General features: G+C 62.4%; 11 protein-coding genes. 4 read left to right on the forward strand and 7 right to left on the reverse strand.

Going from position 1 to position 13519, the window contains the following annotated elements; genetic code table 11:
• Positions 1-27 precede the first annotated feature (27 nt).
• Entirely contained in the window at positions 28-951 is a 924-nt protein-coding gene (locus EOS_RS09365; RefSeq protein WP_047846339.1) for a LysR family transcriptional regulator, read from the reverse strand.
• Between the two features lie 143 nt (positions 952-1094).
• Here EOS_RS09365 and EOS_RS09370 point away from each other — a divergent pair, with 143 nt between their 5' ends.
• The 3 genes from EOS_RS09370 (at position 1095) to EOS_RS09380 (ending at position 4620) form a co-directional block, all read left to right on the forward strand.
• Positions 1095-1958: an amidohydrolase family protein gene (locus tag EOS_RS09370; RefSeq protein WP_047846340.1), complete on the forward strand. Its 864-nt coding sequence runs from the start codon at positions 1095-1097 to the stop codon at positions 1956-1958.
• A gap of 153 nt (positions 1959-2111) precedes the next feature.
• A complete protein-coding gene (locus EOS_RS09375) occupies positions 2112-3413 on the forward strand; it encodes a dicarboxylate/amino acid:cation symporter (protein ID WP_047846341.1) in 1302 nt (433 codons plus the stop codon).
• 121 nt (positions 3414-3534) lie between these two features.
• The gene (locus EOS_RS09380; RefSeq protein WP_082163280.1) at positions 3535-4620 is read left to right on the forward strand and encodes a porin; all 1086 of its coding nucleotides are present in this window, start codon (positions 3535-3537) and stop codon (positions 4618-4620) included.
• Positions 4621-4695: 75 nt separating this feature from the next.
• On the opposite strand, the gene EOS_RS09385 is transcribed toward EOS_RS09380, so the two are convergent.
• From EOS_RS09385 to EOS_RS09400, 4 genes are all read right to left on the reverse strand, one after another.
• The gene (locus EOS_RS09385; protein ID WP_047846342.1) at positions 4696-5730 is read right to left on the reverse strand and encodes a porin; all 1035 of its coding nucleotides are present in this window, start codon (positions 5728-5730) and stop codon (positions 4696-4698) included.
• Between the two features lie 168 nt (positions 5731-5898).
• Positions 5899-7251 carry a C4-dicarboxylate transporter DctA gene (gene dctA / locus EOS_RS09390; RefSeq protein ID WP_047846343.1) on the reverse strand — a complete coding sequence of 451 codons (1353 nt, stop codon included), beginning with the start codon at positions 7249-7251 and terminating at the stop codon, positions 5899-5901.
• Between the two features lie 93 nt (positions 7252-7344).
• Positions 7345-8253: a substrate-binding domain-containing protein gene (locus tag EOS_RS09395; RefSeq protein ID WP_047846344.1), complete on the reverse strand. Its 909-nt coding sequence runs from the start codon at positions 8251-8253 to the stop codon at positions 7345-7347.
• 26 nt (positions 8254-8279) lie between these two features.
• Entirely contained in the window at positions 8280-9131 is an 852-nt protein-coding gene (locus EOS_RS09400; protein ID WP_047846345.1) for an amidohydrolase family protein, read from the reverse strand.
• A gap of 155 nt (positions 9132-9286) precedes the next feature.
• On the opposite strand from EOS_RS09400, the gene EOS_RS09405 reads away from it, so the two are divergent.
• Positions 9287-10501 (forward strand): LysR family transcriptional regulator, encoded by a 1215-nt coding sequence (locus tag EOS_RS09405; RefSeq protein ID WP_047846346.1) that lies wholly within the window; start codon positions 9287-9289, stop codon positions 10499-10501.
• A 63-nt stretch (positions 10502-10564) separates the two neighbouring features.
• Here EOS_RS09405 and EOS_RS09410 read toward each other — a convergent pair whose 3' ends face one another.
• Complete coding sequence (locus EOS_RS09410) at positions 10565-11806, reverse strand: M20/M25/M40 family metallo-hydrolase (protein WP_047846347.1); 1242 nt, start codon at positions 11804-11806, stop codon at positions 10565-10567.
• A gap of 49 nt (positions 11807-11855) precedes the next feature.
• On the reverse strand, positions 11856-13519 hold a 1664-nt coding region (locus EOS_RS09415), incomplete at its 5' end, for an FAD-dependent oxidoreductase (RefSeq protein WP_047846348.1).

The following is a 13519-nucleotide window of genomic DNA, read 5'->3' on the forward strand; positions in this document are numbered from 1 at the left end:
GCTTCACGCGGCATGCCGCGGTCCTGGCTAGGAAGCGTTGCCGTATAGCGGTAACACCCGCGACTCGAGCATCGCGATCGCCTGGATCGCCAGTTGTGAGAGCGTGTGCTTGCTGCTGGTCGCAATGGCAAGGCGGCTGAAGAGCGTCGGCTCCGTAATGCGGATCACACGGAAGCGCCGCTTCAGCGCGTCGCTGGCGGTCGCGTTGAGCGGCAGCACTGCATAGCCGATCCCCTCGCTGACGAGATCGAGAATCGACGTGACGGCGTCGACTTCCAGCTCGATCCGCAGTCTCACGCCTTGCTCCGCGGCGACCGATTCGACCATCCGCCGGATCGCGTGCATGCGTCCGGGAATCACAAGCGGATAACGTGTGATCTCCCGCAACGGGATCGCCGTCACGGGTTCGTGCGCCGCTTCGTCGTGCATGCCGGCCTGGTCCGCGCCGATCAGAAACAGCTCTTCGGTAAAGACAGTCCGCTTGTTGATCAACGGCGTATCGAACGTGTCATAAAGGACCGCCACGTCGACGCGGCCCATCATCAGCCATTCGATCAGATAGGTCGACAGGCCTTCAGCGACCGAGATGGACGCACCAGGAAATGAGGTCCGGAATCCACGCACGAGCTCATGCGTGGCGACTTTGGCAAAGCTGGGCGTAATGCCGATGCCGAAATGACCACCGATCGTGCCGTGTAACTCGTCCAGATCCTGCGATGCGCGCTGTACCTGCGAGAGGATGCCCTTCGCATGGGCCAGCATGCGCTGACCGGCCGGCGTGAGCGTCACCCCGCGGCCGTTGCGCTCGAGCAGCGTATGGCGCAATTCGACTTCCAGATGCCGCACGAGCCGGCTCAATGCGGGCTGGTTGGTGTCCAGCGTGATGGCGGCGCGCGTAAAGCTGCCGAGTTCGGCGACATGAACGAATGCTTCGAGCTGCTTCAGGTCCATCGGTGGTTGATATGTGAAATTCACATATCAGCTAGTTGGATATGGCGATTGTAGCGGGTCGCGTCGACAGCCACAATCCGCACAACCAACAGAAAACCGCGGCGCGCGCGGTCCATCGCTATAGAGACTAGAGACGACGCTCAATGAAATCCTGCTTGCCGCCTGATCCTCATCCCGTTCAACCTGCCCGGACACTGCCTGCCGGTGCCTGCGACGCGCACTGCCATGTGTTCGGCCCCGCAGATGTCTTTCCGTATGCGCCGGATCGCAGCTATACGCCGCCTGACGCCCCGTTCGGGCGCCTCGTCGCGCTGCATGATTTTCTCGGCGCGAGCCGAGGTGTGATCGTGCAGGCGAGTTGCCACGGCACCGACAACACGGCGATGCTGGATGCGATCTCGCGCGGCAACGGGCGCTATCGCGGCGTCGCGATTGTCGGCGGCAGTGTTACCGACAAACAGTTGGCCGACCTCGACGCCCGCGGCGTGCGCGGCGTGCGCTTCAATTTCGTCGCGCATCTGGGCGGCGCCCCCGATCTCGACGTGTTCGACCGCGTGCTCGAACGCATTGAGCAGCTCGGCTGGCACGTCGTGCTGCATCTCGACGCGCAAGACATTCTGCAATACGCCGAGCGGATCGCGCGTATCAAGGTGCCGTTCGTGATCGATCATATGGGCCGTGTGCGCGCCGAGGCGGGACTTGATCAGCAGCCATTCAGGCAACTACTCGAACTAATGCGCAATCCGCTCGCATGGGTCAAGGTCTGCGGCCCCGAGCGGGTGTCCGCCGGCCGCCGTCCGTTCGACGATGCGATCCCGTTCGCGCGCACCCTGATCGAGGCCGCGCCCGATCGCGTGCTGTGGGGCACCGACTGGCCGCATCCGAACATCAGCAAGGACATGCCGAACGATGGCGAACTGGTCGATCTGCTGTTCCGCTTCTGCCCCGACGCGGCGCTGCGCGAGCAACTGCTGGTAAAGAATCCCGCACGGCTTTACGGTTTCTGACCGAACCCTTCGGCGCAGCAACACTCGAACTGCCACGCCAAGAATGGCAGACAGGCGGAAAACCGGAATTGGCCTGTTTTCTGCTAACAACTCAAGTCAGGAGACAACGATGAATCACATGCATCCCCGCGCCGTCCGTTCGGGAGCGGCGTCATGAATGACACCGCCGTCATGACGCCACACGCGCGCAGTACGAAGAAGCCTTTCTATCGCACGCTGTATTTCCACGTGCTCATCGCGATCCTTCTCGGCGTGTTGCTCGGCCATTTTGCGCCGTCGCTCGCGGTGAAGATGAAGCCGCTCGGCGACGCCTTCATCAAGCTGATCAAGATGGTGATCGGGCCGATCATCTTCTGCACTGTTGTCACCGGGATTGCCGGGATGGGCGACATGAAGAAGGTGGGGCGCGTCGGCGGCAAGGCGCTGCTGTACTTCGAAGTGGTATCGACGCTGTCGCTGGTGATCGGACTGATTGCCGGGCATATATTCAAGCCGGGCGCGGGCTTCAACCTGGATCCGGCGAGCATCGATACGAAAGCGCTCGCCGGCTACGCCACGGCGGCGCATCAGCAGAACACTGTCGAGTTCCTGATGCACATCATTCCGGACACCGTCACCAGCGCGTTCGCGTCCGGCAACGTGCTGCAGATCCTGCTGATCTCGGTGCTGTTCGGTGCGGCGCTGGCGGCCGCGGGCGAACGGGGGCGGCCGCTGATCAACATGATCGATCACTTCGCCCAGACGTTTTTTGGCATCGTTCATATCATCATGAAAGTAGCGGCCATTGGCGCCTTCGGTTCGATCGCGTTCACGATCGGCACCTATGGCATCGGCGCCGTGCTGCCGTTGCTGAAGCTGATCGGCGCGTTCTATCTGACGCTCGTTGTCTTCGTGCTGGTCGTGCTCGGCATGATTTCGCGGTTGCTCGGCTTCAGCATCCTGCGCTTCATGAGCTATATCCGCGAAGAGATCCTGATCGTGCTCGGCACGAGTTCGTCGGAAGCCGCTTTGCCACAGATGCTTGAGAAACTCGAACGCCTCGGCTGTTCGAAGTCGGTGGTGGGGCTCGTCATTCCGGCCGGCTATTCGTTCAACCTCGACGGTACCAACATCTATTTGACGATGGCTGTGCTGTTCATTGCGCAGGCATTCAACATCGAACTCAGCCTGGCGCAGCAACTGACGTTGGTCGGGGTGGCGATGCTCACGTCCAAAGGAGCGAGCGGCGTGGCTGGCGCGGCGTTCGTGATGCTGACGTCGACGCTGCTGGTTTTTCCGCTCATTCCTGTGTCCGGGATGGTGTTGATTCTCGGCATTCACCGCTTCATGGGAACGGGGCTCGCGATCGCCAACACGATCGGCAACGGTGTCGCGACACTGGTGGTGTCCGCGTGGGAACACGAGCTCGACCGTTCGAAGCTGAATGCCGAAATGTCGCGTCGACGGGGGCGCTGACCGGCTGACTGGTTAGCGGCGCGCAAAAGCGCTTGAGGGTTTCGCTGTCTGCATGCGCTATCTGCGCGCGCGGCGGGAGACGCTCGCGCCTAAAAAACAATCTGGTTTGGAGACGAAAACAATGTTTGTAAATAAGAACGGACCACGCCGCGGGCCCAATCTCAACGTCGTTTGCATCGCGACGGCGTGGCTGGCGGCGACCAATGGCGTCGCGCACGCGGACTCTTCACAGGCCGCGGCCGGCGCGGCGACGATTCAGACGTCGTCGGTGCAGATGTACGGGCTGATTGGCATGTATATCGACAGTTCGAAGTTAAGCACCACGCGTGCGAGCACGGTACAGGAAGGTGGCGGCGGGCTGACGACATCGTACTGGGGCGTGCGAGGCCGCGAGGATATCGGCGGCGGCAATGCGGTGATCTTTGCCCTCGAAAGCTTTTTCAGGCCGAATACCGGACAGCTCGGACGCAACACGACGGATGGCCTGTTTTCACGCAACGCGTATGTCGGCCTGACAGGTGCATACGGCACCTTCAAGCTGGGCGAGCAGACCAATCCGACCTATATTAACCAGCAACTAGTCAACCCGTTCGGCTCGTCGGTGGTGTTTTCGCCTTTGATCGTGCAGTCGTATACGGCCAGCTACAACAATACGCAGATCGGCGACACGGTCTGGCAAAACGCGATCGAGTACGTGTCACCCAGTTACGGCGGCCTCACGGGTACCGCGATCTATGGCGTCAGCAGTACGACCGGTCATCAGGGCCGCGACAACCTAGGCCTGCATCTGACGTATGCAAACGGACCAGTGACAGCCGTGTTGTCTGCGCAGCGCGTGCGTACGGCAGCGGTCGCGCCTTCGACCGGGCAGTATCTGTATCTGGCCGGCGCCGCGTACGACGCAACGTTCATCAAGATCTACGGTGCCGCAGAGACAACCAGTAACAACGATGTGGAGACCGGCTCGCATACGTATGAACTGGGTTTGTCCGTGCCGCTTTCGCCGTCGAACCTGATCCTCGCGGAGTGGGCGCGTACCCGGCATAGCGCGCCGCTCGACCGCGGCAACGTGCGCAATACTGGCACCGTCGCTTACGACTACATTCTGTCCAAGCGGACGCTGGTGTATGTGGTCTACTCGTACGACAAGCTGACAGCCAATCCGTCGGGCAGTACGTACGGAGTTGGCATGCAGCACACCTTCTAACAACGAGCGGGTATGGGATCGCCAGTAGGGTGCCAGCCGTGTGAAGCGGTTCGATCTACACAGGCAGTGCATCGATCAAAACACATGATCGATGCCTACCGTCACCGCCGTTTGTGAGTTTTTTCCAGTCGCGTTAAGCGTCGTCACCAGCGCGTTCTTGTACTTCGTGTAATCCATTTCGCCATAAAGAATCGTCCGCTTCGATAGCGAGTACGCGAGCGAAACGATCGACAAACCGCGTCGCGATGCCTTGTCGTTCGATACCTGGGTCTGGTAATAGCCGCCGATGAAGTTCCATGCAGGGCTGATCTGGTAGCTCAGTCCACCGAACGCGTTATGCGTGACGGTATGCGTGGCCGCTGCGTTCGCCTGATCCTCGGACATGAAACCGCCGGACACGTTGAGCGCCCCGAACTTGAAGCCGATGCCGGCCATGTAGTAGTCGTCGCCCTGATAGGTGTTTCCGACCAGAAGATTGCGGTGCGATACGAGCCCGCCGATGCTGAACGGCCCACTGGAATAGTTCATGCCGATGCCATGCGATGCGCCGCTGCTGAACGCTCCCGCGACGCCACCGAACGCATTCTCGACTTCGAGGCGAAACGGTCCATACGAGCCTTTGTACTTCACGTCATTGTTAAATCGCGTGCCGTCGGATGCCACCGTCAAAGGAATGAGCGGCGTGAAGTGAAAGTGAAACGGATCGTAGATGCCGACGATGTCATGGGCGATCGTGTACTGCCGCCCCATGTCGATCGAACCATAGTTGCCGCCGACGCCGACAAAGGCCTGCCGGTTGAATTCGGTGCCGGTCGTGTTGTCGAACTGGCCATTGCCGAGATTGAAGCCGCTTTCGAGCAGGAAGTGCGCGCTCCACCCGCCGCCGAGATCCTCCACGCCTTGGAAATCGAGTTTGTTCGAGCTGAAATAGCCATTCGAATTCATCGTCGTGACGGCGCCACCCGATGCGCTGGCATTGGTCTGGTATCGAATGCCGCCATCGACGGTACCGGCCAGCGACACGCTCGACTGCGCGGTCGCCGCTTCGCTCGCAACACCCAATACGCCCGACACGCTCAATGTCAGCCAACCAAACCATCGATTTTTCACAGCATTGTCTCCAGTCAAAGTCTTGGCCGGCCGGTCCGCATTCGCGTTTTCCGGTCGGTATTTTTTTATTTGGAATGCGAACTATAAGAGAACGATGTCCTCATTCGATTCGTGAACCTATGAGTCGGGTCTGCACGATTCCATCAGCCAACGATGGAATCGTGCACCTCACTGTCCCGCGCCGTTCATCTGTTGTTTCAACGCGCCGATTGGTGCATCGGCCTCCTTGTAGCCGATGTTCAGTTCAGCGCGAAGCGTGCTGTGGTCGAGCGCCTTTTCCCAGTTCGCGATGACGATGGTCGCGACGCTGTTGCCGACGATATTCGTGAACACGAAGGCAGATGACATGGCTCGATGAATGCCGAGAACCAGCGCGATCGATGCCACCGGGATCGAGTTCGTGGCCGCGAGCGTTGCCGCCAGCACGGCGATCGCCGCGCCCGACACGCCCGCCGCGCCCTTCGACGTCAGCAGCAGCACCGCCAGCAATACGAGTTGAGCATGCCAGGTCATGGGCACATTGGTCGCCTGGGCAAGGAAGATCGCGGTGGCCGCAAAGTAGAGGCAGGTGCCGTCGTGATTGAACGTGTAGGCGGTCGGCAATACGAGCCCGACGACAGATTTCTCGCAACCGAGCCGTTCGAGCTTGTCGATCAACTGCGGGAAGACGGTTTCCGACGAGCTTGTGCCCAGCACCAGCAGCAGTTCAGCGCCGATATAACGCATCAGCTTGAGCAGGCTGAAGCCGTTCACGCGAGCGATCGGCCACAGCACGATAATGAAAAAAAGCGCACAGGTCAGATAGAACTCGAGAATCAGCTTGCCGAGCGACAGCAACGTGCCGAAGCCGAACTTGCCGACCGTGAACGCGATCGCGCCGAACGCCGCGATCGGCGCAACCTTCATCGTCAGGCCGATGATCCAGAACAGCGCCGACGAAATACTGTCGATCACATTCAGCACCGGCGCGGCACGCTCGCCGATGGCAGCGAGGCCAAGTGCGAAAAGCACGGAGAAAAACAGCACCTGCAGGATGTCGCCGGTGGCGAACGCACTGATGGCGGTTCGCGGTATCACATTGAGCAGGAACGCACTGGTCGAAACGACGTGATGCGCCTGCGACACGTAGGTGTCCACCATGCCCGATGGGACATCCTGCATGTTGACGTTCATTCCCGCGCCGGGTTTCAGCACGTTAATGGTCACAAGACCGATTACGAGGGCAAGCGACGTCACGACTTCAAAGTAGAACAGCGCCTTGATCGCGACACGGCCCACTTTCTTCAGGTCGTTTGCACCGGCGATGCCGCTGCAAACGGTACAAAAGATAATCGGGCCGATCAGCATCTGGATGACGCGGATGAACGCATCGCCAAGCGGCTGCATGTCGACGCCCACGCCCGGATAGAAATACCCGAGCGCAACGCCAATGACCATGCCGGCCAGCACCTGGAACGACAGGTCCCGGTAGAACGGCCGGCGCCGGCCCGGATGGGTCGGGGCTTTACCAGGTAAGGTCATCTTGTCTCCTTCAGGAAAGCGCGGCGGATCCGTTGTCCGCACATGCTTGAGTGGATGCTTCGGCGTAGGGCGCGCGCTATCGCGCTGCTGTGCTTAAAGCGCAGCGTCTCCCAGAACCTCGATGCAGTCGGCGAAAATTTCGTCGACGCTCAAGCTGCGCGGCAACAGTTTTTGGTGCGCGCAGAATTCCAGTATTTCCTCGAGTGGCGCACGCAAGGCAGTCACGCCGAACGGCAGCTTATCCGGTTTGCCCGGTGTCGCGGCGACGGACGCCTTGCCACGCCTGAGCAGTTCATACACCGCCCGCAGCGCTTGCGGATGTTGCTCGATGACTTCGCGCTTCATCGCGACTACGTGATTGACCGGTACGTATCGATGGATCTCGTACCAGGCCGCATCGGCCGCGGCGGGGTCGGGAATCAGCGTCTCGAGACCGGGTTCGTCAGGCAGATCGTTGCCGAGAATCGCCGCATCGAGTTCACCGGCACGCAGCATCGACAGCAGTTCCTGTCCGGGCGCCGCGCGGCGTACGAACGGCGGATCGCGATATTCCTCCAGATGCGAGCCTTCGAACGTGACCCAGTCGATCGTTTCGACCGGCACGCCGTAAGTCTGCGCGAGAATCGCGCGCACCCACATGCCGGTGGTTTGCGAATAGGCGCGCACGCCGACTCTGGCGCGCGAGAGATTGTCGACGCTTAGCTTGCCGCGCTGTGCGTTATAGATAATGCAGCCCTGCTGAAAACGTGCGGCGACGACGGCCGGTAGCAGCACCACCGGTTTGTTGTACGCCTTCGCCTGCAGATACGTGACGATCGCCAGCTCGCTGACATCAAACGCCTGAGTCCGTGCCATAGGCGCGAACGCGCGATGAATCGGCTCGACTTCGCTGAACACGAGTTCGAGCGAAGGATCGGCAATGGCGCCTGATTTCAAGCCGCTTGTATGCGGATAGGTTTTCAATGCGGCCGACAGGCGCAAACGTGACAGGTCCTGACTCATGTGCGAAGACTCCGTGGCTTGGCGGCTCAATTCGCAAGCGCCGGATAGATCGTACGCGCCGTGCCGCCGAAGATCGCCGCGAGCGCGTCGGCTGGCAGTATCGACAGGCTGTCGCGTGCCTCGGCGAGCAAATCAGGTAGAGAGCCTTCCGCCGCCGGGAAGTTCGAGCCCCATGCGATTCGAGCCGCGCCGAATTCAGCCAGCACGCGCTGGAAAAAAGCGGCGGGCGTCGACGCGCCGCGTGACGCTTCGCGAATGGTCCGGTTGGTCAGCTTCAGGAAGACGCCCGGATGGGCGACCAGGCTGAATAGCGGCGCAGCCTCCGCATACGGTGGCCCGCCGGCGAGGTCGGGACGCGCGAGGTGATCGAGCAGCACGCGGATGTCGGGGAAGCGGGCCAGCATGTTGAGCAGGGCGGGAATGCCCAGTGCGGTCATTTGAAGACAAACCGGAATTGCATGCCGTTGTGCGTATTCCCATGCCGGGAACGAACGTTCGTCGTCGAGCCAGCCGGCCTGGCCCGGCATCGTGGTGCCGGTTGTGAAAAGACGCAGCCCGCTTAGCCCGGCATCGAGCCAGCGTTGCATCTGCGTGATCGAGTCGGCCGAGAGCACATCGATGGAAAACACGCCGCTGAAGCGGTCCGGGTGTGCCTGCACCGCGTCGACCACATAACTATTGTCGTTGCCGTAGACCGTCGAAGCCTGTACTACGATCGCGCGGTCGATCTCTGCAGCGTCCATTGCCGCGAGCAATGCCTCAAAGCTGACCGGCCGCTCGACCGACCATTCCGACTGATGACCGCCGACCGGCGCAAGCGGATAACGCTTTGTATCCGCGGCAATTACATGGGTGTGGGTATCGACCACAAAGGTCATGAGAAAACTCCTGTCTGAAAGACTCGCGCTTCGAATAGCCGTCACTTTAAGTTCGGTTCAGCTGGTTTGCTTAATATGAACTGCGTCCAGGGACATAAGTTTTTGTTAATCTCATGGTTTACGACGAGAATACGGACGCAGGGAGAAAGGTTCAGATGAATGACGATTCGGCCCGCTTGCGGCGTCTGTTTCTTTTCGATGCGGTGTGCGACGCCGGCGGCATCGGGCAGGCCGCAGCGAGGGCGGGGCGTTCGCAGCCCGCGGTCAGTCTCGCGATCGGCAAGCTGGAGGCGAGCTTCGGCGTGACCCTGTTCGAGCGCGGCTACGGCGGTAGCGAACTCACAACGGAAGGCGCAATCCTGCATCGGCGGGTGAAGCGGATGCTCAGCCAGATCGAGCAAACCGTGGCCGAATTGCTCGGTGGCGTCGAAATGCCGTCGCGCGCGGTCAGCAGCGTGTGCCGGCACCTGACGGATGCGCAAGTACGGTGTCATATCGCGATCGCACATCGGGGCTCGGCGTCCGAAGCCGCACAGCAACTTGGCATTTCGCCGCCGGCGGTGCATCGCGCCGCGCGCGAACTCGAACGCACGGTCGGCATGACCTTGTACCGGCGGCGCGTGCATAGCGTGTCGGCGAACCCGGCCGGCGTCGAGTTCGCACGCCGTCTGAGCCTTGCGTTGTACGAAATCGTGCAGGCCGGTGAAGAGCTTTCGTCCGCGCGCGGCCAGCTCACCGGAAGGGTCGCGATCGGCGTGCTGCCGATGTTGCCGCCGCGCCTCGTGGCCCGCGCAACGCAGCGCTTATTGCGCAGCCACCCGCACGCAACCGTGACGCTCCAGGAAGGATCACATGCGGCACTCCTGACAGATCTGCGCTTCGGCGCGATCGACGCAATCGTCGGCGCGTTGCGCGAGCCCCGCCTGTCGGGTGCGGTGATCGAAACCGGATTGTTCGAGGACCCGTACGTCGTAGCGGTCCGCAAAGGGCACCGGCTGGCGGCTCAGTCCGTTATTTCCGCCGCCGATCTTGCGGCGTTCGACTGGGTCGCGCCGCAACCCGGCATGCCGCGGCGCGTGGTGATCGACGCGATGCTGTCGAGGTTGCCGCGCCGTCCACGGCTTGTGGTGGAGACCAGTTCGCTCGCCATGATCATGGCGATGCTAATGGAAAGCGATTGCATCACCTTGTTGTCGAGATCGCAGATCCGGCAGGCTTATCCCGGCGACGAGCTGGTCGCATTGGACGTTGCCACATCCGGCGCGGGACGGACTGTCGGCTTGACGACGCGCCATGACTGGCTGGCCACGGAGGTGCAGGAGGCCTTTCTTGCGCAACTGCGCGAGGAGTCGCTGCAGGAGGTGCTTTGAACGCGGCACGTATCTGAGCGACCCGACTGATGCTGCGGACCTTACCCAACGGTCTCAGCAACGTCACCGTGCCTGCGCGAGCAATTCGATCAACGCATTCGCGACTACCTTGCTCGCGAGCGGCAGCGTGTCCAGCGGGACGCGCTCGTCTGCGCGATGCCCGTTGGCTTCGAGCAGCGAGCGCGGCCCGGCGCCGTACATGATCGTCGGTACGCCGGCTTCGACATAGAGACGCGCGTCGGCGTAAAGCGGCACGCCATTGGTCGGCACGACTTCTCCCATCACCGCGCTCGCCTCGCGGCAGAAGATTTCTGCGAGCCGCTCGGCACCCGGAACTGGCATGAACGGGCGCGCGAGAAGTATCCGCGTGATTTCGGTGCGGATACCCGGCAAGGTCGCGGCGCTCGCTTCAATCAGCGCCCGCAATTCCGCTTCGACCGCGCCCGGCTGCTCCTCCGGGATGATCCGGCGGTCCAGGCGGAACGTCACTTCGTCGGGCACGACGTTGGTATTGATCCCGCCGTCGATCAGTCCCACGACGAGTGTCGGCGTCTCGATACCGGTCACATTCGAACGGCGCAGCGCGAGCGTTGCACGGTACGCGTAGAGGTCCGCGAGAATGTGCGTCGCGGCCTCGAGTGCATCGTGCCCGGTGTCGGGGCGTGCCGCGTGCGCGGACTTGCCGAGCACCTTCACTTCCAGATGCAGGCAGCCGTTGTGCGCGATCGTCACATGATGCGAGAACGACGCGCAGACCGCGAAATCGGGGCGCGTGATGCCCTCGGCGAGCAGCCAGCCGGGACCTGTCAGGCCGCCCGTTTCCTCGTCGTAGGTGAAGTGCAGTTCGACCGTTCCGGCGAGCGGCGCACCACAGTCCTTCAACGCGCGAAGCGCGTAGGCGTAGGTCGCGAAGTCCGACTTCGACACCGCCGCGCCGCGTCCGTACATCCAGCCGTCGCGCACCTCGGCGCCGTATGGATCGGTGCTCCAGCCGCCGCCCGCGGGCACGACGTCGCCGTGGGCGTTGAGTGCGACCGTAGGCCCGGGGCCGAAGCGTTCGCGAACCACTATGTTGATCACGCTTTGCATGCCGTGGCGCGCAACCACTTCATCGGGCACGCGGTGGCGTTCCACCGTGAAGCCAAGCGCTTCCATTTCGCGGGCGGCCAGTTCACCGTGCGGTGCGCAGTCGCCCGGCGGGTTGTCGGAGGGACAGCGTACGAGTGCGGCGAGCAAAGCCTGCTGAGCCTCGCGATGGGCATCGATCCAGACGGCGATGCGTGCTTTCAAGTCGGTATGGGTCATGGGCGGTCGAGTCGTTCAGGGGGAGTCGGGAAATGACGCTTCCAGGCGTTCAGGCCAGGGCAAAGCGGTCGATGAGAAACGGCGTGACATCGAGTTCAGCCGGGCGCTCCAGGATGAGGTCGGCAACCAGTTGCGAGACGATTGGCGCAAGCGTGTAGCCGTTCGATGTCACCGCGTTGTAGAAACCCGGCACGCGCTCGACCGGGCCGAGAATCGGCGCGCCGTCGATGTCGATATTCATGCCGGCCCACGCGCGCACCATGTGCAGGCCTTTGAGTGCCGGCAGCACGTGGCTCGCCACCCACACGTTGCCTTCGATACTTTCGCGCATCGCGTGATTGATGCGGCGGGCAGGATCGAACGCGGCCGTCCAGCCGCCGCCAATCAGCAATCCGCCCGTCTCGGTTTGCTTGAGGCTCAGGTGACGATCGGCGTGTGCGATCAGGTGATTGACGAGCTTGGGCGCGGGTTCGGTCGCGATCATCTGCAACGGTGCGCCCGCGACGGGCACATGCACACCGAGCATCGCGCCGATTTCCTTCGCCCACGCGCCGGCCGCGTTCACGAGCGTGCGTGCGCGAATCCTGCCTCGGCTGGTATCGACGACGAAGCCGTCACGCTCGCGCGCAATCGCCGTGACGTTGGTCGCGCGCTGGAAGCGTGCACCCTGGGCAGTGGCGAGCCGCATCACGGCATAGGTTGCCCGCAGAGGATTGATTTTCCCTTCCATCGGGCAGAATTCGGCGCCGAGCAGGGTCGGCGCCAGATTCGGCGATAGTGAGAGCAGCGCCCGCGTGTCGAGCAGTTCGGCTTCGATGCCGAAGCTCCGTTCGAGTGCGATCTTGCGTTCGAGAAAGCGCATGCCGGCTTCGCTGTCGGCGACCATGAGACCGCCGGTGAGGCGAATCTCCAGATCTTCGCCGCTGGCAGCTTCGAGCATCTGCCACAGCCGCACGGAGGCGGGTCCGAGCACGAGCGTGCTGGCCGCGGGCATGCCGCCTGCGCGTGCCTTGTTGCCGAAGTCGAACGACAGGAGCTGGACGTGCAGGCTTCCGGCATTCCCCCCCGACGCCTGAAGGTTGAGATCGTCGCGATCGACGACCAGCACCTCGCGTCCCGCACGGCTCAGGAAATAGCTCAGGCACGCGCCCATCACGCCACCGCCGATGACGAGCACATCGGTCTGCTGATCGATCAGCTTTGGCTCGTTCACCGGCCGCGCGACGTTCGGCGTGACGGCCTTGCGATGCCCGCCCCATTCGGGCTTTTCGAACGCGAGCGCGGCGAGCGGCACGGGCCTGATCGGCACGCGCGGCGCAAGGAAGTGCATGACGTCACGCTTGCGGCCCGTCAGTTCCTCGACGAGCTTCGCGCAAGTGGCCGCGCAATTGCGTCCCTGGCAGCGCCCCATGCCGAGCCGCGTGCGGCGCTTGATCGACGCCAGTGTGTCGTGGCCGCTCGTGATCTGGTCGAGCAGTTCACCGTGCGTCACTTCTTCGCAGCGGCAAACCACGGTTTCTCGCGGCAAGCTTGCGACACGGATCGGCGGCGCCTCGAAGAGCGTCCACAGCGCTTGCTGGAAGCGGGTTGCGCGGATGAGGGCGCGACGAGCGCTGTTGCGCGATGGCACTGATGTTGAAACCGATGGCTCGGGCAGCCCGAGCGCGTCCGCTGCGGCGTGGCCTGCGAGCGTACCGCACGCGAGCGCCACCC

It is taken from the genome of Caballeronia mineralivorans PML1(12) (assembly GCF_001028175.1).
In the GTDB taxonomy this organism is placed as follows: domain Bacteria; phylum Pseudomonadota; class Gammaproteobacteria; order Burkholderiales; family Burkholderiaceae; genus Caballeronia; species Caballeronia mineralivorans.